This is a genomic window from Telluria sp. AZSoR62 (genome assembly GCF_058111565.1).
In genome coordinates, this window is sequence record NZ_JBYTST010000003.1 from 17843 (window position 1) to 36957 (window position 19115).

Here is a 19115-nt window from a genome sequence, read left to right on the forward strand (position 1 = left end):
CTTCCCAGTGAAAAGTTAGCCGCTTTTTGCGTATTGCGCACCAATCTGGTGCATCTACTGGTTGAACCCCGGCGGCGTGGACGAAAAAAACCGCCAGGCTCACGCACTGACGGTTCTCTTTGATCGAAGCGGCGAACCGCTCACGCTAAACGCAAATTACTGCGCCGCGCCTTCGACCGGATCGGCAGCCTTCATCGACAGCTTCAGGCGGCCGCGCTCGTCGGTCTCGAGGACCTTCACGCGCACTTGCTGGCCTTCCTTCAAGTAGTCGGCAACGGCGTTCACACGCTCGTTGGCGATCTGCGAGATGTGCAGCAGGCCGTCCTTGCCCGGCATGACCTGGACGATGGCGCCGAAGTCCAGCAGCTTGAGCACGGTGCCGTCGTAGGTCTTGCCCACTTCGACCGATGCGGTCAGCTCTTCGATGCGGCGCTTGGCTTCCTGGCCGGCGGCGGCGTCGACCGAGGCGATGGTCACGATGCCTTCGTCGGTGATGTCGATCTGGGTGCCGGTTTCCTCGGTCAGCGCGCGGATTACGGCGCCGCCCTTGCCGATCACGTCACGGATCTTTTCCGGGTTGATGCGGATGGTGATCAGGCGCGGTGCGAAGTCCGACAGCTCGGTCTTCACGGTCGGCATGGCCTTCTGCATTTCACCCAGGATGTGGTGGCGCGCTTCCTTGGCTTGCGCCAGTGCCACCTGCATGATTTCCTTGGTGATGCCCTGGATCTTGATGTCCATCTGCAGCGCGGTGATGCCGGCCGGGGTACCTGCCACCTTGAAGTCCATGTCGCCGAGGTGGTCTTCGTCACCCAGGATGTCGGTCAGGACGGCGAACTTGCCGCCTTCCTTGATCAGGCCCATCGCGATACCGGCGACGTGCGCCTTCATCGGGACGCCCGCATCCATCAGCGCCAGGCAGCCGCCGCAGACCGACGCCATCGACGAGGAGCCGTTGGACTCGGTGATCTCCGAGACCAGGCGTACCGAGTAGCTGAAATCTTCAGGGTTGGGCAGGGCTGCAACGAGTGCGCGCTTGGCCAGGCGGCCGTGGCCGATTTCGCGGCGCTTCGGGGTGCCTACACGGCCGGTTTCGCCGGTGGCGAACGGAGGCATGTTGTAGTGCATCATGAAGTCGTCGGTGTACTCGCCCATCAGCGCGTCGATCTTCTGGCTGTCGCGGGCGGTGCCGAGGGTCGCGATGACCAGGGCCTGGGTTTCGCCGCGCGTGAACAGGGCCGAACCGTGGGTACGCGGCAGCACGCTGCTACGGATCTCGATCGGACGCACGGTGCGGGTGTCGCGGCCGTCGATGCGCGGCTCGCCGTCCAGGATCTGCGAACGCACGACCTTGGCTTCCATGTCGAACAGGATGTTGCCGACTTCGCCGGCGTCGGCGCTGACGCCTTGCGTCGCCAGGCCAGCCATGACTTCCGACGACAGCGACTTCAGCTTCTGCTGGCGCGCCGACTTTTCGCGGGTCTGGTAGGCGTCGCGGACCTTGGCCGCTGCCAGGTCGGTCACGCGGGCGATCAGTTCTTCGTTCTTCGGCGCCGGGCTCCACTCGACTTCCGGCTTGCCGCCTTCGGCCACCAGGTCGTGGATCGCGTCGATGACGACACGCATCTGGTCGTGGCCGAAGACGACCGCGCCGAGCATGACTTCTTCCGACAGTTGCTGGGCTTCCGATTCCACCATCAGCACGGCGGTTTCGGTGCCTGCCACGACCAGGTCCATCTGCGAGGTCTTCAGCTCGGTGGTGGTCGGGTTCAGGATGTACTGGCCGTTCGCGTAGCCGACGCGCGCTGCGCCGATCGGGCCGCTGAACGGGATGCCGGCGATGCACAGCGCAGCCGAGGCGCCGATCATGGCAGGGATGTCCGGATCGATTTCAGGATTGACCGACAGGACGTGGATGATGACCTGGACTTCGTTCAGGTAGCCTTCCGGGAACAGCGGGCGGATCGGACGGTCGATCAGGCGCGAGGTCAGCGTTTCCTTCTCCGAAGGACGGCCTTCACGCTTGAAGAAGCCGCCCGGGATCTTGCCGGCAGCATAGGTCTTCTCGATGTAGTCGACGGTCAGCGGGAAGAAATCCTGGCCCGGCTTGGCGTCCTTGCGTGCAACCACGGTTGCCAGTACGACGGTATCTTCGACCGACACGACGACGGCGCCGCTTGCCTGGCGCGCGATTTCACCCGTCTCCAGGGTGACCGTGTGTTGACCGTACTGGAAGGTTTTCGTAACTTTGTTAAACATGGGGTAACCCTTTCATTTTGCCGACAGATTTTCAGGAGCTGTCGTTCACCTCACCACGAGGCGGAGCGCTTGGCGCCGCCATTTACTACCAACAACAAACTGCACACTTCTAAAACAAAAAATGCCCGCGACAGCTAGCTGGCGCAGGCATTTCCTGACTAAATCGTCAGACCCAAGCGATTACTTACGCAGGCCGAGTTTGGCGATCAGGTCGCGGTAACGGGTCGCGTCCTTGCTTTTCAGGTAGGACAGCAGGCTCTTGCGGCGGTTGACCATCATGATCAGGCCACGACGCGAGTGGTGATCCTTCTGGTGTGCCTTGAAGTGGCCGTTCAGTTCGTTGATGCGTGCGGTCAGCAGTGCGACCTGGACTTCCGGCGAGCCGGTATCGTTCTGGCCACGTGCGTTGTCCGCGATGATCGCGGCTTTGTTGATGTGTTCTACGGACATGATGTTACCTTTCACATGCGGTGCATGAGTCGAAACCCAGCGCACCGTGATTATCAAAAATCCTGCCCAAAACGGGCAGACCCGCAAGTATAGGGGAAAACCGGGCCTGCGGCCACTATTTGCGTCGGCCGGATGGGGCATCATGGCGTGAATGGGCCATTTGATGGAGGATTCGATGAAATCGCTAGTCAGGATGACAACACTTGCCGCCCTCCTCCTGCTCGGCGGCTGCGCCGGCATGATCCGGCAGGCGCCCAGCCCGGGCGATCCGGTGGCCGTCGTGCAGCAGAAGATGGGCGCGCCCACTGCCGTCTACCGCGATGGAATGGAGCAGGTCTTCGAGTACGCCACCGGTCCGATGGGCCAGCAGACCTTCATGGCGCGCATTGGCGCCGACGGCAGGTTGGCCTCGTACGAGCAGGTGCTCACCAGCGAGAAGTTCGCCACCGTCAGGATCGATGCGGCCACCAAGGACGACATGCTGCGCAGCTTCGGCCGCCCGGCCGAAGTCTCGCGCGTGGCGATGCGCGACTACGAAGTCTGGTCCTACCGCTACAAGGAAGCAGGCGTCTGGAACTCGCTGATGCACGTGCACTTCGACCGCCAGGGCATCGTGCGGCAGATGATGAATGGGCCCGATCCGCTGTACGACCCGCGCGACCGGCAAGGGCCCTGAATCACTGGCTCGCGGCGGAGGTCTTCCCGGGCTGGCGTCCGCCGTCGCTGCGCACGAAGGCTTCCACCGCATCGAGCGTCGGCGCCAGCCGGCGCAGCGTCCCCGACAGGGACGCGACCAGGGTGACGTGGTTGACGCCGTCGTAGTACACCTCCTGCACCGGCACTTCGGCAGTGCGCAGGCGCGCGGCCAGCGCGCCCGTGTTGCGCGCCGGGTTGACCAGCTTGTCCGAATTGGCGGCGACCAGCAGCGCCGGCGGCGCCTTGGCCGACACGTGGCTTGCCGGCTGCGAATCGGCCGGCGTGTCCGGGTAGAGGAAGACCGGGCGCGTGGTGGGGTTGGTCACCGGCAGGAAGTCGTAGGGGCCGGCCAGGCCGATCCAGCCGCGCAGCACGTCGGGCGTGCTCCCCTGCTTGCCCAGCCAGCGCGCATCCAGCGCCAGCATCGCCGCGTTATACGCGCCGGCGCTGTGCCCCATCAGGAAGATCTTGTCCGGGTCGCCCCCATGCGCGGCGATCTCGCGCCGGGTCCAGGACACCGCCTGTGCCGCGTCGTCGAGGAAGTCCGGGTAGCGCACTTCCGGGTACAGCCGGTAATCGGGAATCACCACCACGAAGCCGCGTGCGGCCAGGGCGCGGCCGACGAACGCGTAGTCCTTGCGCGCGCCGCTGACCCAGTTGCCGCCGTAGAAGAAGACGATCACGGGCGCGTTCGCATTGCCTTCGGCCGGCCGGTAGATGTCCGCCAGGCCGCGCTTGCCGGGCGCGTAGCGCAAGCCGGTCGTGGCGCGTGCTTCGCCCTTGGGCGAGACCGCGTTGAGGACCGACAGTGGAGAGCAGGCGGAGAGCGAGCCGACGAGGAACAGGGCTGCGGCGAAGGCCGCGATGGCAGGTTTGGTCATGCAGGCAGGCCGTTGATGGGAACGGCCCGAGTATAGGGGTTAGCCAGGGGAAAGGCGCGCACCCGAGCCCTTTCCCTACCCTTTAACGGCGCACGCTGTCGTCGGTCTCGTCGTCGTGCGGGATGATGCTCACGGGTTTACCCTTGGCGAAGCGCCAGATGAAGACCGCATAGCCCGACAGGCCGTAGATCACGAAGATCGGCCACAGCACCTTCGGCGGGTCGATCGCCAGCAGCGCAAGGGCCAGGGCGATCAGGAAGACCACGATGAAGGGCACCGACTTGCGGAAGTTGACGTCCTTGAAGCTGTAGAAGGGCACGTTCGACACCATGGTCAGGCCGGCGAACACCGCGATCGCCCAGCTCACCCAGTCCACCTGGCGCGAGCTGACGTTGATGTCCGGGTCGGTCATCATCATGATGAAGCCCACCACCAGCGCCGCTGCCGCCGGGCTGGGCAAGCCCTGGAAGAAGCGCTTGTCGACCACCTCGATATTGGTGTTGAAGCGGGCCAGGCGCAGCGCGGCGCCCGCGCAATAGATGAAGGCCGCGATCCAGCCGAGTTTACCCAGGCCGCGCAGCGACCACTCGTAGATCACCAGCGCCGGTGCCGCACCAAACGACACCATGTCCGACAAGGAGTCGTACTGCGCGCCGAATTCCGACTGGGTGTTGGTCAGGCGCGCGATGCGTCCATCCAGGCCATCGAGGATCATCGCGATGAAGACGGCCCAGCATGCATGCTCGAAGCGCTGGTTCATTGCCATGACGATCGCGTAGAAGCCGCAGAACAGCGCGCCCGTGGTGAAGGCGTTGGGCAGCAGGTAGATGCCGCGTCCGCGCTCGCCCTGGATGCGGTCTTTCCGGCGCCCAAAGTTCTTCAGACGGGAAAATCGTGGCGGTTTCGGCGCGGAGCCAGGTGGCCTACGGCGTGGAAAATTTGGCATAAGGGTCCGTATTCAAGTAATGCTGTTTCCGCATTATAGAGGCGGAAACAGCATGTTAGCGAATCGCCAAGCTCTACTTGAATCGTACCTTGCCTACCAGACGCATCTGGAGAGTCGTTTCTCCTGGTTCAAAACTCGGTTCCGGCACCTGGTCGGCCATTTCGCGCTTGGCGCTCATCTGCATCATGCGCGGGGCTCCAGCTGCCTGGGCGTCGCCCGCATAGTTGCCGGAGCCCTCGAAATCGACCGTATCGAGCACGGCGTCGGCCGGGTTGCGGCCCATGGCGCCGGCGATCGAGGCGATGCGCGCGTTCAGGTTGCGGTAGGTGGCGGCGATGCGCTGGTCGTCGAGCTTCTTCTCGGTGTCCGGGCTCAGGCCGAAGTTCACGCCATTGATTTGCAGAACTTTTTGCGCGGCGGCGGCGGTTTTCGGCAGGTCGGCCAGGTTTTTCGTCGTCACTTCCAGGTATTGCCCGACGCGCCAGGCGATCGGCACCGGTTTGGCCGGGGCCCGGGTCAGCGGTTGCGGCATGGGCGGCACTTCGGGGTAGACCGGATAGGTGTAGTAGCCCATGGTCTTGAGCTCGGCGCGCGGATCGGCGCGCCGCACGATGTCGGTGCCTTCCTTCATCTTGCGGTTCACCCGCGCGGCGGCGGCGTTCTTGTCCTTGTCGTGCTCTTCGACGGCGAAGGACAGCACGGCCTGGTCATTGGCGGCCTTGACCTCGCCGAAAGCCGGCACCACGACCAGCGTGCCCGAAGTGGATGGCGCGGCCAGGGTTTGCGCCTGGGCCTGGAAGGCCAGCAGCAATGCCGCGGCGACGAGGGTTTTGGATAAGTTCATTGTTGTTCTCCAGTGTTTGCGGTTGTACGCGTCACTTATACGATACCGTCTTCGCAACTTCCATCGTGTTTTTGTAATGGAAAGTTGCAACTAAGTCTCGGGAGAAACACCTGTCTCGATTTGTACTGGAAGTGGTCGAATTGTCGCTAACCGTAGGGTGGGCAGGTTCCTGCCTACGCGGAGATAGTTAGGGCAAGAAAACCGCGGCACGGCCGTGCTACCGCTAGTTGAACGCATGGGCAGAATCTGCCCACCCTACGGTGATACGTATGACCCGCAGTTTCGGCTCCAGTGATATATCAAACGAATCACCGGGCCAACATGCTCAATTCTTCGACTGATCCACCAGCTTGTTCTTCGCAATCCACGGCATCATCGCGCGCAGCTTGGCGCCGACTTCCTCGATCGGATGCTCGGCAGTTAGGCGGCGGCGCGAAATCAGGGTCGGCGCACCGGCCTTGTTCTCGAGGATGAAGCTCTTCGCATACTCGCCGGTCTGGATGTCCTTCAGACACTGGCGCATCGCCTCCTTGGTGCTTGATGTCACGACCTTCGGGCCGGTGACGTACTCGCCGTATTCCGCGTTGTTCGAGATCGAGTAGTTCATGTTGGCGATGCCGCCTTCGTAGATCAGGTCAACGATCAGCTTGAGCTCGTGCAGGCACTCGAAATAGGCCATCTCCGGCGCGTAGCCCGCTTCGGTCAGGGTCTCGAAGCCGGCCTTGATCAGTTCCACGGCGCCGCCGCACAGCACGGCCTGTTCGCCGAACAAATCGGTCTCGGTCTCTTCGCGGAAGTTGGTCTCGATGATGCCGGCACGGCCACCGCCGTTGGCCATCGCATACGACAGCGCGATGTCGCGCGCCGAACCGGATGTATCCTGGTAGACCGCGATCAGGTGCGGCACGCCGCCGCCCTGCTTGTAGGTGTTGCGCACGGTGTGGCCCGGCGCTTTCGGGGCGATCATGATCACATCCAGATCGGCGCGCGGCACCACCTGGCCGTAGTGGACGTTGAAGCCGTGGGCGAAGGCCAGCACGGCGCCCTGCTTGGCGTTGGGCTCGACGTTCTGCTTGTAGACCTCGGCGATGTTCTCGTCCGGCAGCAGGATCATGATGATGTCCGCGTTTTTCACCGCTTCGTCCACCTCAAGCACCTTCAGGCCGGCCTGCTCGACCTTGTTCCACGAAGCGCCGCCGCGGCGCAGGCCGACGGTGACGTTCACGCCCGATTCGCTCAGGTTCTGTGCGTGAGCGTGGCCCTGCGAGCCGTAGCCGATAATGGCGACGTTCTTGCCCTTGACGAGGGAGAGGTCGCAGTCTTTGTCGTAGAAAACGTTCATGGTCATTCCTTAATTTTTTTGATGTGAATTATCAGACTTTGAGGATGCGCTCGCCGCGGCCGATGCCCGAGCCGCCGGTACGGACGGTCTCCAGGATCGACGCGCGGTCGAGGGCGCCGATGAAGGCATCGAGCTTGCTCTTGGCGCCGGTCAGTTCGATCGTGTAGGTCTTCTCGGTCACGTCGATGATCCGGCCGCGGAAGATGTCGGCGGTGCGCTTGACTTCCTCGCGCTCCTTGCCGACCGCCCGCACCTTGATGAGCATGAGCTCGCGCTCGATGTGCTCGCCCTCGGTCAGGTCGACCACTTTTACCACTTCGATCAGGCGGTTCAGGTGCTTGGTGATCTGCTCGATGATGTCGTCCGAGCCGCTGGTGACGATGGTCATGCGCGACAGGGTCGCGTCTTCGGTCGGCGCCACCGTCAGGGTTTCGATGTTGTAGCCGCGTGCGGAGAACAGCCCGACCACGCGCGACAGCGCACCGGCTTCGTTCTCGAGGAGGACGGAGATAATGTGTCGCATTACAGGTCCTCCGATCCGAGCAGCATTTCACTCAAGCCGGCGCCGGCCTTGACCATCGGCCAGACGTTCTCGCTCTGGTCGGTGAGGAAGTTCATGAACACCAGACGGTCCTTCATCGCGAAGGCCTCAACCAGCGAGCCTTCCACGTCGCCCGGCTTCTCGATGCGCATGCCGACGTGGCCATAGGCCTCGGCCAGCTTTTCGAAGTCGGGCAAGGAGTCCATATAGGACTCGGAATAGCGCGAGCCGTAGTCGATCTGCTGCCACTGGCGGACCATGCCCAGGAAGCGGTTGTTCAGCAAAATGATTTTCGGGGTCAGGTGGTACTGCTTGCAGGTCGCGAGCTCCTGGATGCACATCTGGATCGAGCCTTCGCCGGTGACGCAGGCGACCGTCGAACCCGGGTTCGCCATCTGCACGCCCATCGCATACGGCAGGCCGACGCCCATCGTGCCCAGGCCGCCGGAATTGATCCAGCGGCGCGGCTTGTCGAAGCCGTAGTACTGCGCGGCCCACATCTGGTGCTGGCCCACGTCCGAGGTAATGAAGGCGTCGCCGCCGGTCACGCGGTGCAGCTGCTCGATCACCGATTGCGGCTTGATCAGCTCATCCGACGGCGCATAGGCCAGGCAATCCTTGCCGCGCCACTGCGCGATCTGCTTCCACCAGTCCTGCAGCGCGTTAGCGTTCGGGGGCGCGGCGGCCTCCAGCTGGTTGAGCAGTTCGACCAGCACGTCCTTGACGTTGCCGACGATCGGGATGTCCACCTTCACGCGCTTGGAGATCGACGAGGGGTCGATGTCGATGTGGATGATCTTGCGCGGGTGCGAGGCGAAGTGCTTCGGGTTGCCGATCACGCGGTCGTCGAAGCGCGCGCCGATCGCGATCAGGACGTCGCAGTTCTGCATCGCCATGTTCGCTTCGTAGGTGCCGTGCATCCCCGGCATGCCCACGAAATGCGGGCTGCTCGAGCGCGAGGCGCCCAGGCCCATCAGCGTATTGGTCACCGGGAAGCCGAGCTTGTCGACCATGCGGTTCAGTTCCTGCGAGGCGTTCGCCAGGATCACGCCGCCGCCCGCATAGATCATCGGGCGCTCGGCCTGCAGCAGCAGCTGGACGGCCTTGCGGATCTGGCCCGCATGGCCCTTGTCGACCGGCTTGTACGAACGCATCTCGATCTCGCGAGGATAGTCGTACACGCACTTGTGCATGCTGATGTCCTTCGGGATATCGACCAGCACGGGACCGGGACGGCCGGTGCGGGCAATGAAGAAGGCTTTCTTGATGGTGACGGCCAGGTCCTTGACGTCCTTGACCAGGAAGTTGTGCTTGACCACCGGACGCGTGATGCCGACGGTATCGCATTCCTGGAAGGCGTCCTGGCCGATCGCATGGCTCGGCACCTGGCCGGTGATGACCACCATCGGGATCGAATCCATGTAGGCGGTCGAGAGGCCCGTGACGGCATTGGTCACGCCGGGCCCCGAGGTGACCAGGGCGACGCCCACGGTGTTCGAGCTGCGCGAATAGGCGTCGGCGGCATGCACCGCGGCCTGTTCGTGTCGCACGAGCACGTGCTGGAATTTGTCCTGCTTGAAGATGGCGTCGTAGATATAGAGGACGGCCCCGCCCGGATAACCGAAGACGTGCTTGACGCCCTCTTCCGCGAGACAACGCACCACAATCTCAGCGCCCGTGATGGGGACTGATGCTTCGTTATTCATGTCATTCCTTTCAAGACCCAAAGGGTGGTTTGATCGGATGCCCGTTCCTAACGAAACGCGTCAACGCGCGACAGCTCTCATGCGTCCCTTCTCTCTGCGGTCACGTCGGTGGTTCAGGACGCCGTAGGGTCCTTACGCACGGGCGCTGGGCGCAACTCGTTCGGCTTGAGTGTCTGTGGCGGTCAATCGCATCTCTCGCGCTTTTGGCGCGGGTCGGAGCAAACTGCCTACAAATGAAAGCGCGTCAAACCGGACCAGGCCTTATGTGCCTGTCCGGATGACCGGAGAGCTTCGGGGGTGCAAAGCGTTCAATCACATTACTGCGTTGCACCATTTTGGTCAAGACTTCAAGAAAAAAATTTATCCCGGTCCAAAATGGTGCGCATTTTCATGCGCGCCTGACGAAATCACCAGGGCAAGGCGCATCGTCGAAGACAGTACAATTGTCTGGCGCGCTCAACGCTGCATGCCCCAGCGCCTGATGGTGACGCGCTCCAGGGTCTGGAACACGAGGTGTTCGACTGCAAGGCCAATGAGGATGACGGCGGCCAGCCCCGCAAACACCTTGTCGGTGAACAGTTCGTTGCGGCTCTGGAAGATGTACCAGCCAAGCCCGCCCTGCCCCGAAGTGCTGCCGAACACCAGCTCGGCCGCGATCAGGGTGCGCCAGGCGAAGGCCCAGCCGATCTTTAGGCCCGACAGGATGGCCGGCAGCGCGGCCGGAATCAGGATCTGCAGCACCATGCGCAGCCCGCCCAGGCCGTAATTGCGGCCGGCCATGCGCAGGGTCTCGGGCACCGAGCGGAAACCGGCGGTGGCGTTCAGGGTCAGCGGCCACAGCACCGAATGCACCAGTACCATCAGCAGGCTGCCCTTGCCCAGCCCGAACCACAGCAGCGCCAGCGGCAGCAGCGCGATCGCCGGCAGCGGGTTGAACATCGAAGCCAGCGTATCGATCAGCTCGCGGCCCACCTTGTGCGAGACGGCCAGCCAGGTCAGCAGGAAGGCGCCGAGCACACCCAGCGAAAAGCCCTGCACCAGCACCTGCAGCGAGACGCTGATATAGCCCCACAGTTCGCCGGAAGCGACACCCGCGCCGAAGGCCTTGGCGGTCTGGATGGCGCCGGGCAGCAGCAGGTCGTTGTCGAACCAGCGCGCCACCAGCTCCCAGATGCCCGAAATCGCCAGCAGCATGCCCAGTTTGCGCAGCCAGCCGAGGTCGGGGAATGTAAAACTACGGGTGTGGACCGCGATTGCCGTCGGACCAGGGCCGGCCACGGCGGCGTCAAGGATGAACTCCGGACGGACAGGAGGATGGTTCATCATGCGATTCCCGTAGGGTGGGCAAGTTTCTTGCCCACGCGGTCCGGCTCATGCGAACCACGCTCGTCACCAAAGAGCAAATGATGAATCCTCTGCGTCGCCCCCTGGAACTCGGTGCTGCCCGCGCTGGCCAAACTGAACTGATGGCTATTGAGCTCCGCCCTCACCCTGCCCGGATGCGGCGACAACAACAGAATCCGGTTCCCCACCACCAGCGCTTCTTCGATCGAATGCGTCACGAACAGCATGGTGAAGCCGATCTCTTCCCACAGCGCGTGCAGCTCTTCCTGCATGCTGCGCCGCGTCAGCGCATCGAGCGCCGCGAACGGCTCATCCATGAGCAAGACCGCCGGCTGCATCGCCAGCGCCCGCGCAATCGCCACCCGCGCCTTCATCCCGCCCGAGAGGGTATGCGGATACGCATCGGCAAAGCGCGCCAGCCCCACCTTGCCCAGCCAGTGGCGCGCGCGCAGGTCGGCTTCCTTGCGCTTGATGCCGCCGGCCAGCATCGGGAACATGACATTCTCGCGCACGGTTTTCCACGGCGGCAGCTGGTCGAACTCCTGGAACACGACGATCCGGTCCGGCCCCGGCCGGGTGATCGCCTTCCCATCCAGCCGCAAACTACCGGCCTGCGGCGCGATGAAACCGCCTACGGCTTTGAGCAAGGTCGACTTGCCGCAGCCCGAAGGCCCCAGCAGCACGAAGCGGTCGCCCTGGTAGACGTCGAAGCTGACGTCTTCGGTCGCGCGCACGGTGCCGTGCTCGCCCTTGTATTCGATGGTGACGTGTTCGGCGCGCAGCAGGGGTTCGGGCACGGGCGGCGGCACCAGGTTCAGCGGACTCATGCTCAGCTCCCCTTGTCCAGCGCCGGGTGCACGAAGAAATAGTCGCGCCAGCTGGCCGGCTTGTTGCGGATCGCCCCAACCTCGTGCAGGAACTGGGCCAGGCCGAGCGTGTTCTGCGGCGACACCTTGAACTGCACCTGCGGGTTCCTGATCACCTTCAAGAGTAGAGCCCGGTCGATATTGCCCTTGTTGACGCGCAGGTAGGCGTCGGCCGCCAGCTCGGGATTGGTCGAGGCCAGCTGCGCCGCCTCGACCAGCGCGTCGATGAAGGCGCGGTAAGTCTTCGGATTCTCCTTGACGTATTTTTCGGTTGCGTACAGCACGGTGGCCGAACTCGGCCCGCCCAGCACGTCATAGGAATTGAGCACGACGCGCGCCTGCGGGTTGCCGGCCAGCTCCTGGTCCTGGAAAGGCGGGTTGCCGAAGTGGGCATTGAGCTCGGTCTTGCCGGCAATGACGGCCGCCGCCGCGTCCGGATGCGGCACCGTCTGCGTGAGCGGGTCGAGCTTCTTGAATTCCGCCTTGCCCCATTGCCTGGCGGCGGCCATCTGCAGGATGCGTGCCTGCACCGACACCGTGACTGCAGGCAGGGCGATGCGGTCTTTCTGGCTGAAGTCGGCAATGGTCTTCACCGCCGGATTGGTGCTGACCAGGTAATACGGGAAATTGCCGAGCGAAGCGACGGCGCGCACGTTCTGCCGCCCGCTGGTGCGGTCCCAGATCGTCAACAGCGGCCCCAGGCCGGCGCCGGCGATGTCGATCGAATTCGACAGCAGCGCGTCGTTCACGGCCGAGCCGCCCGAGAGCTTGACCCAGTCGACATCGATGTCGACGCCCTGCTTCTTGCCGTGCTTTTCGATCAGCTTCTGGTCTTGCGCCACATTGAGCAGCATGTAGACGACCCCGAACTGCTCGGCAATACGGATCTTGCCTTCGGCCTGCGCCGTGGAAGATGCGCCGAGCGCCAGCGCCACGAGCGCCGCGGTAATGTTCTTTTTCATGGTTTCTCCGGTTCAGAACGGGACATCGCCCTCGATGGTGGTGCGGTACATCTTGCGGCGCTGCTCCTGCGGGAAAGGCGTGGCCAGGTGCATCAGCGAACGGTTGTCCCAGAACACCAGGTCGTTCGGCTGCCAGCGGTGGCGGTAGACGAACTCGGGACGGGTGCTGTGCTCGAACAGCAGGTCGAGCAGCTCGCGGCTGCGCTCGGGCGGCAGGCCCAGCAGGCGGGTGGTGAAATGCTCGCTGACGAACAGCGCGCGGCGCGCCGTCTCCGGGTGGGTGCGCACCACCGGATGCACGGCGGGGACCACTTCATCGATCTGTTCCTGGGTGAGCTTCGGGCGCCACGGGTTACGGGCGCGCAGCTCTTCGTAGCGCGCCAGGTAGCTGTGCTCGGCGCGCAGGCCGGCGATCTCGCGCTTGAGTGTCGAGGGCAGCGCCTCGTAGGCGGCGTGCTGGTTGGCGAACAGGGTGTCGCCGCCTTCGCCCGGCAGCTCCTGCGCGTGCAGCATCGAGCCCAGGCTCGGCACCGCCTTGTAGGACAGGTCGGAATGCCAGAAGTGGCCGGCGTCGCCCAGGCCGATCGGCTCGCCGTTCTCGCGGATGTTGGAGATGATCATGACTTCCGGGTGCCCGGGCAGCTGGAACTGGCGCAGCACGTGGATCTGCAGCTGGCCGAAGCGGCGGCTGAAATCGATCTGCTGCTGCGCCGTGAAGGTCTGGTCGCGGAAGACCAGCACGTGGTGTTCGAGGTGGGCGCGGTGCAGGCGGTCGAAGTCGTCGATGGCGAGCGGCTGGCTCAGGTCGAGGCCGAGCACTTCGGCGCCGAGCGGCTGGTTGAGAAACGGGCGGATGTCGAAATCCTGGCGGGTCGAGTCGAGCGGCATGATGAGCGAAGGGAAGTAATCGTGATTCCAGAATAGCCACGCGCCGCTAGCCCAACAACGAATCATTTCGACTAACTTCATGCAGTTTTTGCCAGCCAAACGCCTCCCGCGGCGCTCCACTGTGCGAATTCGGTGCACCCGACTTGGTTTTTTGCTAGGATTCGTGAGTTTTCCTCACGGCATTCGCTTGACCGCCCCTTTCACGACGCATGGCCACAGATAAAGAACTCAACGACTTCCTCGAGAATGTCGAACGGCGCGCGTTCAAGCAGGCGGTCTATGCGGTCCGCAAGGACGAGTCGGCGCTCGACATCGTGCAGGACGCGATGATCAAGCTGGCCGAGAAATACGGCGACAAGCCGGCGGCCGAGCTGCCGATGCTGTTCCAGCGTATTCTGCAAACCACCATCCTCGACTACTTCCGCCGCGAAAAGGTGCGCAATACCTGGGTAAGTTTGTTCTCGGGCTTTAGCCGGCCGGAAGGTGAAGATGAGGAGTTTGATATACTTTCCTCCTATGAAGCCGAGGCGGGAACGGCCGCTGCCGAGTCGAGCGCGGACCAGTTTGAGCGCGCACAAACCTTGCGCATCATCGAACAAGAAGTAGAAAAGCTCCCGACGCGTCAACGGGAAGCCTTCCTCATGCGTTACTGGCAGGATATGGACGTGGCGGAGACGGCCGAGGCGATGGGTTGTTCCGAGGGGAGCGTCAAGACGCACTGCTCCCGCGCTACTCACGCTCTCGCCGCGGCGCTCAAGGCCAAGGGAATCAAGCTATGAACACGGACGACATCAATCTGGCGTACAAGATACGCCATGCCCTGAACGAGAACCTCGACACGCTGCCGGCGGCGACCGGCGAGCGCCTTGCTGCCGCGCGGGCGCGCGCCCTGTCGCGCAAGAAGGCCGACGCGCCTCATGCAGCTTCGCGCCCGGCCGGCCGCCGCTGGCTCGACATCCAGGCCCTGTTCACCGGTCCGGCGCTGGCGCGCCTGGCAGTGGCCGCGCCGATGCTGGCGCTGGTCTTCGGCATGGGCGGCGTCTATCAATACGAGCAGCAGCAGCGCGTGGCCGCCATGGCCGAGATCGACGCGGCCGTGCTGGCCGACGAGCTGCCCCTCACGGCCTACCTCGACCAGGGCTTCAACGCCTACATGGAGTCGCAACAGCGCCAGCAATGACGAAGTCCGCTCGACAGCCTCGCATCGCCGTTGTTGCAACTGCGGCAGCGGTCTTGATTGCCGGGGCCGCGACCTGGGCGGTATACAACCGGTCCGAATCGACGGCGCCCGCCGCGCGCGGCGCCGGCAGTCCCGCCACCACCTCCGCCGGCGCCAAGCCGGCCGCCAAGACCCTCGACAAGCCGCTGTGGCGCGAACTCTCGCGCAGCCAGCAGGCCGCGCTCAAGCCGCTGCAGGCCGAATGGGACGGCATGGACGGCATGCGCAAGCGCCGCTGGCTCGAATTGTCGCACCGCTTCGCCTCGATGAACGCGGCCGAGCAAGGCCGCGTGCACGAGCGCATGCGCCAGTGGATGCGCCTGACCCCGGCCCAGCGCAACCTCGCGCGCGAGAACTACAGCAAGACCCGCAAGCTGGCTCCCGGCGAAAAGGCCGCCAACTGGGAGAGCTACAAGCAGCTCTCGCCGGAAGAGCGGCGCAAACTCGCACGCTCCGGTACGTCCCGTCCGCAGGGCGCGCCGGCCGTGCCGCAGGCGCCGATCATCGAGATGCCGACGCCCTGCCCGCCGGGCGCCATGCGCCGCGGCACCGCCTGCATCCTGCCGGCCGCCCCCGCGCCATCGGCGGCCCCGGCGCCGGCCACCGTGCCGACGGTGATTACCTCGTCGCCCCCGGCCGCGCAGCCCCCCGCACCCGCACCTGCCGCTCCTTCTTCCGCCGCCCCGTCCTCGCCGAATGCAAGCCACTGATCCTGTCGTTGTCGCCACGCCGACCATCCGTCGCCGCGTGTTCGCCATGCTCTACGAATTCTTCCTGCTGCTGTCGGTCCAGATCCTGGCCGTGGCGCTCTACCTCCTGGTGACCCTGAACAGCCAGCATCCGGTGGCCGAGCACGGGCGCAACCTGTTCGTGCTGCTGGTGACGGCCGTGTACTTCATCTACTGCTGGACCGAGAGCGGGCATACCCTGGCCATGAAAACCTGGCGCATCAAGGTGGTGAAGCTGGGCTACGCCAAGGTGCCGCTCAAGACCGCGGCGCTGCGTTTCCTGTTTGCCTGGGGGTGGTTCCTGCCGGCGCTGCTGGTGTGCTGGGCGTTTGGATTGAAGGGCAAGCAGATGGCGTTTGCCCTGATGGCGGGCATGGCGGCGTGGGCGCTGACGGCCTTCCTGGACAAGGACAGGCAGTTCCTGCACGACCGGCTGGCGGGGACGAGGTTGATCGCGTTGCCGAAAGTGGTGCGCAAGTAAGTTCGCTCCTGACGCAAAGGAACAAAGGGGACGGCGCCATTGGCATCGTCCCCCTTTTTTTACACGGATCGAGGGCCTCGTCAGAACCGCTCGTAATCCAGCAAATACCTCCAATGCCCCACCACCAGCCCTGCCAGCGGCACGCGCCCGATGCGGATGCGGCGCATGTCGACGATCTCCAGCCCCACCTCGCCGCACATGTGGTCGATCAAGCCCGGCTTGACGTCCTTGAGCGCAAAGCGCAGGCGGTGCTCGTTCTGCCAGCTCACCTTCATCGGCGCGATCGGCTTGCCGCTGAACTTCAGGCCGTGGTTGAGCAGCGCCAGGCCGCCTTCCTTGATCGTGCCGGCCACTTCCACGATGTATTCCTGCTCCACCTTGGCCGCGTCGTCCACGAGCTTGCGCACCACGCGGAAGTCCTGCGAATAAATCACCAGGCCGCTGGCATCGGTTTCCAGCGGGGTGGTCAAGGTGAGCCTGTTCAGGTGGCGCTTGAGGAAGCGCTGCTGGCCGTGGCCCTGCGCGGCATGGGCCTCGGGCGTGATGCAGCCAAGCGCCGGTTCGCCGCGCGCGCCTACGCCCGAATTCAACCCCGCCGGCTTGTACAGCAGGATGGTGACGGGCGGCGCTTGCTCGGCGGAGGCCCCTGGTTTCACGCGCACTTCCTGGCTCGGCAGCACGCGGCTGGCCGGGTCTTCGTTGATCTCGCCGTCGACGCTCACGCCGCCGCCGGCGATATAGCGCTCGGCTTCGGCGCGCGAGCAGCCCAGCTGGGCGGCGACGCGCTTGGCCAGGCGGATGCCGTCGTCGGCAGGTTTGATCTGTTCGCTCATGCCTGCCCTCCGGCGAAGAAGTCCTTGAAGGCGGCGACCGTGCGCGCGACATCGGCATTGGAGACGTCCAGGTGGGTTACCAGGCGCATGCGCGGGCCGACCGTGGCGCGGATGCCTGCACGCGTCAAGTGCTCACGTAGCGGCGCGCAGGCGCTTGCAGGCACATCCATCCAGAAGATGTTGGTCTGCGGCGTGCCTACCTTCAGCGCCTCGATCTCCGACAGGCCGCGCGCCAGGGCTGCGGCATTGTCGTGGTCTTCGGCCAGGCGCTGCACGTTGTACTCGAGCGCGTACTGTCCGGCCGCGGCGATCACGCCGGCCTGGCGCATGCCGCCGCCGAGCATCTTGCGCCAGCGCTTGCCCTGCTCGATGAAGGACTTCGGGCCCAGCAGCACGGAACCGACCGGCGCGCCCAGGCCTTTCGACAGGCAGACCGAGACGGTGTCGAACCCGGCGACGACAGCGCGCAGGCTGATGGCTTGCGAGACGGCCGCATTGCAGATGCGTGCGCCATCCAGGTGGGTGGCCAGGCCCTTGTCGTGGGCCAGCCTGGTGGCAGCCGCGACGTAGTCGCGCGGCAGCACGCGCCCGCCGATGGTGTTTTCCAGTGCCAGCAAACGGGTGCGCGCGAAGTGGATGTCGTCGGGCTTGATATAGGCCTCGATATCCGTCAACGCGATGCTGCCGTCCGGCTGGTTGGCGATCGGCTGCGGCTGGATACTGCCCAGCACCGCGGCGCCGCCGCCTTCGTACTTGTAGGTGTGGGCTTCCTGGCCGACCAGGTATTCGTCGCCGCGGCCGCAGTGGGTCATCAGGGCGATCAGGTTGGTCTGCGTGCCCGAGGGCGCGAACATGCCGGCCTCGAAACCGAACAGGTCGGCCGCGTATTCCTGCAGGCGGTTGACCGCCGGGTCGTCGCCGTAGACGTCGTCGCCGACCTCGGCGCGCCCCATTGCCGCCAGCATCGCTTCGGATGGCTGGGTGACGGTGTCGCTGCGCAGGTCGATCCAGTTGTTCTTGTCGCTCATCTCGTTCTCAATCCGTAGTCAGTCGGTGCTCAAGGCGTCAGCTTGCGGGGTGTAGAAGCGCGTCTTCATTTCATCCAGTCCCAGCTCGGCCAGCACCTCGTGCAGGCGTTCGGTCGGGCGGCGGCGCGGCAAATTCTTGTAGGTGGCGACGATCAGCTCGTTCTTCATCGAATGCTCCCAGCCCACCAGTTCCGTCACGGTCACCTGGTAGCCGTGGCTTTCCAGCTGCAGGCAGCGCAGCACATTGGTCAGCTGGCTGCCGAATTCCCGGGTGTGGATCGGGTGGCGCCAGATCTCGGTCAGCGCGCTGCGGCCCAGGTCCTTGCCCTTGTTCTTGCGCAGGACGGTCGCGATCTCGGCCTGGCAGCACGGCACCAGCACCATGTGTTTCGCTTTTTTCTTGAGCGCGAAATCGATGGCGTCGTCGGTGGCCGTGTTACAGGCGTGCAGCGCGGTGACGATGTCGATGGTCGCGGGCAGCCTGCTTGACGTGGTCGACTCGGCGACCGACAGCGGCAGGAAGGACATGCCGGTAAAGCCCAGGCGCGCCGCGAGCTCGGTGGATTTGCTCACCAGCTCTTCGCGCGTCTCGATGCCGTAGATGTGCGAGCCGTCTTCGAGGCCCTTGAAGAACAGGTCGTAGAGGATGAAGCCGAGATAGGACTTGCCGGCACCGTGGTCGACCAGCGAGACGCCCTGCTTGTCGCCCTGCACATCGCGCAGCAGCGGCTCGATGAAGTTGTACAGGTGGTAGACCTGCTTGAGCTTGCGGCGGCTGTCCTGGTTCAACTTGCCGTCGCGCGTGAGGATGTGCAGTTCCTTGAGCAGTTCGACCGACTGGCCGGGGCGCACTTCCGGCGGCAGTTCCGCGACGGCCGGGGCTTTGGTGGGGGTGTGTTTAGCGTGCTTCATCGATCCATGCTGCCTGTATGGCTTCCAGTACGCGTTCGCCGCCGCGCGTGCGGTCGTCGTCGAAGCCGTCGAGGCCGACGACCCAGTTATGGAGGTCGACGAAGCGCACGGTGGCGGGGTCGACCTCGGGATACTTTTCAAGCAGGGATTCGGCAATGGCGCTGACGTCGGTCCACTTCATGTTCGGCT

Annotated in this window: 21 protein-coding genes; 5 read left to right on the forward strand and 16 right to left on the reverse strand. The window is 64.4% G+C overall.

From position 1 onward, the window contains the following. Positions 1-156: 156 nt before the first annotated feature. Both pnp and rpsO read right to left on the reverse strand, forming a co-directional pair. On the reverse strand, positions 157-2259 hold the full coding sequence (gene pnp, locus AC3XQU_RS05920; protein WP_489873226.1) for a polyribonucleotide nucleotidyltransferase: 2103 nt from the start codon (positions 2257-2259) through the stop codon (positions 157-159). A gap of 180 nt (positions 2260-2439) precedes the next feature. Next, entirely contained in the window at positions 2440-2709 is a 270-nt protein-coding gene (rpsO, locus tag AC3XQU_RS05925) for a 30S ribosomal protein S15 (protein WP_171081371.1), read from the reverse strand. A 175-nt stretch (positions 2710-2884) separates the two neighbouring features. Between rpsO and AC3XQU_RS05930 the strand changes: the two genes are divergently transcribed. Continuing rightward, entirely contained in the window at positions 2885-3385 is a 501-nt protein-coding gene (locus AC3XQU_RS05930) for a hypothetical protein (RefSeq protein WP_489873227.1), read from the forward strand. 1 nt (position 3386) lies between these two features. Here AC3XQU_RS05930 and AC3XQU_RS05935 read toward each other — a convergent pair whose 3' ends face one another. The 10 genes from AC3XQU_RS05935 to AC3XQU_RS05980 all read right to left on the reverse strand — a co-directional run bounded on the left by AC3XQU_RS05935 (position 3387) and on the right by AC3XQU_RS05980 (position 13725). Then, the gene (locus AC3XQU_RS05935; protein WP_489873228.1) at positions 3387-4286 is read right to left on the reverse strand and encodes an alpha/beta hydrolase; all 900 of its coding nucleotides are present in this window, start codon (positions 4284-4286) and stop codon (positions 3387-3389) included. A gap of 82 nt (positions 4287-4368) precedes the next feature. Continuing rightward, positions 4369-5232, reverse strand: coding sequence for a CDP-diacylglycerol--serine O-phosphatidyltransferase (gene pssA / locus AC3XQU_RS05940; RefSeq protein ID WP_489873229.1), 864 nt, complete (start codon positions 5230-5232; stop codon positions 4369-4371). A 73-nt stretch (positions 5233-5305) separates the two neighbouring features. Continuing rightward, positions 5306-6076 carry an SIMPL domain-containing protein gene (locus tag AC3XQU_RS05945; protein ID WP_489873230.1) on the reverse strand — a complete coding sequence of 257 codons (771 nt, stop codon included), beginning with the start codon at positions 6074-6076 and terminating at the stop codon, positions 5306-5308. Positions 6077-6401: 325 nt separating this feature from the next. Then, the gene (gene ilvC / locus AC3XQU_RS05950; protein WP_489873231.1) at positions 6402-7418 is read right to left on the reverse strand and encodes a ketol-acid reductoisomerase; all 1017 of its coding nucleotides are present in this window, start codon (positions 7416-7418) and stop codon (positions 6402-6404) included. A 31-nt stretch (positions 7419-7449) separates the two neighbouring features. Beyond that, positions 7450-7941, reverse strand: a complete 492-nt coding sequence (gene ilvN / locus AC3XQU_RS05955) for an acetolactate synthase small subunit (RefSeq protein WP_171081384.1) — start codon at positions 7939-7941, stop codon at positions 7450-7452. Beyond that, positions 7941-9665: an acetolactate synthase 3 catalytic subunit gene (locus AC3XQU_RS05960; RefSeq protein ID WP_489873232.1), complete on the reverse strand. Its 1725-nt coding sequence runs from the start codon at positions 9663-9665 to the stop codon at positions 7941-7943. Before AC3XQU_RS05960 ends, ilvN begins: the two co-directional genes overlap by 1 nt. A 456-nt stretch (positions 9666-10121) precedes the next feature. Then, a complete protein-coding gene (locus tag AC3XQU_RS05965; RefSeq protein WP_489873233.1) occupies positions 10122-10991 on the reverse strand; it encodes an ABC transporter permease in 870 nt (289 codons plus the stop codon). Next, on the reverse strand, positions 10988-11836 hold the full coding sequence (locus AC3XQU_RS05970; RefSeq protein ID WP_489873234.1) for an ABC transporter ATP-binding protein: 849 nt from the start codon (positions 11834-11836) through the stop codon (positions 10988-10990). Before AC3XQU_RS05970 ends, AC3XQU_RS05965 begins: the two co-directional genes overlap by 4 nt. A 2-nt stretch (positions 11837-11838) precedes the next feature. Beyond that, positions 11839-12837 (reverse strand): ABC transporter substrate-binding protein, encoded by a 999-nt coding sequence (locus AC3XQU_RS05975; protein ID WP_489873235.1) that lies wholly within the window; start codon positions 12835-12837, stop codon positions 11839-11841. A 12-nt stretch (positions 12838-12849) separates the two neighbouring features. After that, positions 12850-13725 carry a TauD/TfdA dioxygenase family protein gene (locus AC3XQU_RS05980; protein ID WP_489873586.1) on the reverse strand — a complete coding sequence of 292 codons (876 nt, stop codon included), beginning with the start codon at positions 13723-13725 and terminating at the stop codon, positions 12850-12852. A 209-nt stretch (positions 13726-13934) separates the two neighbouring features. Between AC3XQU_RS05980 and AC3XQU_RS05985 the strand changes: the two genes are divergently transcribed. Genes AC3XQU_RS05985 through AC3XQU_RS06000 form a run of 4 tightly spaced genes read left to right on the forward strand, consistent with a single transcriptional unit; the run spans position 13935 to position 16153 of the window. Further along, entirely contained in the window at positions 13935-14504 is a 570-nt protein-coding gene (locus AC3XQU_RS05985) for an RNA polymerase sigma factor (protein WP_489873236.1), read from the forward strand. Further along, positions 14501-14905 carry a DUF3619 family protein gene (locus AC3XQU_RS05990; protein ID WP_489873237.1) on the forward strand — a complete coding sequence of 135 codons (405 nt, stop codon included), beginning with the start codon at positions 14501-14503 and terminating at the stop codon, positions 14903-14905. Before AC3XQU_RS05985 ends, AC3XQU_RS05990 begins: the two co-directional genes overlap by 4 nt. Before the next feature lie 53 nt (positions 14906-14958). Next, positions 14959-15654, forward strand: a complete 696-nt coding sequence (locus tag AC3XQU_RS05995; RefSeq protein WP_489873238.1) for a DUF3106 domain-containing protein — start codon at positions 14959-14961, stop codon at positions 15652-15654. Further along, complete coding sequence (locus tag AC3XQU_RS06000; protein WP_489873239.1) at positions 15641-16153, forward strand: RDD family protein; 513 nt, start codon at positions 15641-15643, stop codon at positions 16151-16153. The genes AC3XQU_RS05995 and AC3XQU_RS06000 overlap by 14 nt, the downstream gene beginning before the upstream one ends. Positions 16154-16233: 80 nt before the next feature. Here the strand turns inward: AC3XQU_RS06000 and AC3XQU_RS06005 are convergent, their stop codons facing one another. From AC3XQU_RS06005 to iscX, 4 genes are read right to left on the reverse strand one after another with little or no spacing between them, the layout of a single operon-like run. Further along, the gene (locus AC3XQU_RS06005; protein ID WP_489873240.1) at positions 16234-16986 is read right to left on the reverse strand and encodes an rRNA pseudouridine synthase; all 753 of its coding nucleotides are present in this window, start codon (positions 16984-16986) and stop codon (positions 16234-16236) included. Then, positions 16983-18014: a low-specificity L-threonine aldolase gene (gene ltaE / locus AC3XQU_RS06010; protein WP_489873241.1), complete on the reverse strand. Its 1032-nt coding sequence runs from the start codon at positions 18012-18014 to the stop codon at positions 16983-16985. Before ltaE ends, AC3XQU_RS06005 begins: the two co-directional genes overlap by 4 nt. A gap of 18 nt (positions 18015-18032) precedes the next feature. Beyond that, complete coding sequence (locus tag AC3XQU_RS06015; RefSeq protein WP_489873242.1) at positions 18033-18926, reverse strand: class I SAM-dependent methyltransferase; 894 nt, start codon at positions 18924-18926, stop codon at positions 18033-18035. Beyond that, a complete protein-coding gene (gene iscX, locus AC3XQU_RS06020; protein ID WP_489873243.1) occupies positions 18913-19107 on the reverse strand; it encodes a Fe-S cluster assembly protein IscX in 195 nt (64 codons plus the stop codon). Before iscX ends, AC3XQU_RS06015 begins: the two co-directional genes overlap by 14 nt. Positions 19108-19115: the final 8 nt, after the last annotated feature.

Bases quoted from the DNA above. Each gene is read 5' to 3' on its own strand.
- pnp (WP_489873226.1), bottom strand. From the start codon at position 2,259: ATGTTTAACAAAGTTACGAAAACCTTCCAGTACGGTCAACACACGGTC.
- AC3XQU_RS06000 (WP_489873239.1), top strand. From the start codon at position 15,641: ATGCAAGCCACTGATCCTGTCGTTGTCGCCACGCCGACCATCCGTCGC.
- AC3XQU_RS05960 (WP_489873232.1), bottom strand. From the start codon at position 9,665: ATGAATAACGAAGCATCAGTCCCCATCACGGGCGCTGAGATTGTGGTG.
- AC3XQU_RS05970 (WP_489873234.1), bottom strand. From the start codon at position 11,836: ATGAGTCCGCTGAACCTGGTGCCGCCGCCCGTGCCCGAACCCCTGCTG.
- rpsO (WP_171081371.1), bottom strand. From the start codon at position 2,709: ATGTCCGTAGAACACATCAACAAAGCCGCGATCATCGCGGACAACGCA.
- iscX (WP_489873243.1), bottom strand. From the start codon at position 19,107: ATGAAGTGGACCGACGTCAGCGCCATTGCCGAATCCCTGCTTGAAAAG.
- ilvC (WP_489873231.1), bottom strand. From the start codon at position 7,418: ATGAACGTTTTCTACGACAAAGACTGCGACCTCTCCCTCGTCAAGGGC.
- AC3XQU_RS06005 (WP_489873240.1), bottom strand. From the start codon at position 16,986: ATGAGCGAACAGATCAAACCTGCCGACGACGGCATCCGCCTGGCCAAG.
- AC3XQU_RS05980 (WP_489873586.1), bottom strand. From the start codon at position 13,725: ATGCCGCTCGACTCGACCCGCCAGGATTTCGACATCCGCCCGTTTCTC.
- AC3XQU_RS05990 (WP_489873237.1), top strand. From the start codon at position 14,501: ATGAACACGGACGACATCAATCTGGCGTACAAGATACGCCATGCCCTG.
- pssA (WP_489873229.1), bottom strand. From the start codon at position 5,232: ATGCCAAATTTTCCACGCCGTAGGCCACCTGGCTCCGCGCCGAAACCG.
- AC3XQU_RS05930 (WP_489873227.1), top strand. From the start codon at position 2,885: ATGAAATCGCTAGTCAGGATGACAACACTTGCCGCCCTCCTCCTGCTC.
- AC3XQU_RS05935 (WP_489873228.1), bottom strand. From the start codon at position 4,286: ATGACCAAACCTGCCATCGCGGCCTTCGCCGCAGCCCTGTTCCTCGTC.
- AC3XQU_RS06015 (WP_489873242.1), bottom strand. From the start codon at position 18,926: ATGAAGCACGCTAAACACACCCCCACCAAAGCCCCGGCCGTCGCGGAA.
- ltaE (WP_489873241.1), bottom strand. From the start codon at position 18,014: ATGAGCGACAAGAACAACTGGATCGACCTGCGCAGCGACACCGTCACC.
- AC3XQU_RS05965 (WP_489873233.1), bottom strand. From the start codon at position 10,991: ATGATGAACCATCCTCCTGTCCGTCCGGAGTTCATCCTTGACGCCGCC.
- AC3XQU_RS05985 (WP_489873236.1), top strand. From the start codon at position 13,935: ATGGCCACAGATAAAGAACTCAACGACTTCCTCGAGAATGTCGAACGG.
- ilvN (WP_171081384.1), bottom strand. From the start codon at position 7,941: ATGCGACACATTATCTCCGTCCTCCTCGAGAACGAAGCCGGTGCGCTG.
- AC3XQU_RS05945 (WP_489873230.1), bottom strand. From the start codon at position 6,076: ATGAACTTATCCAAAACCCTCGTCGCCGCGGCATTGCTGCTGGCCTTC.
- AC3XQU_RS05975 (WP_489873235.1), bottom strand. From the start codon at position 12,837: ATGAAAAAGAACATTACCGCGGCGCTCGTGGCGCTGGCGCTCGGCGCA.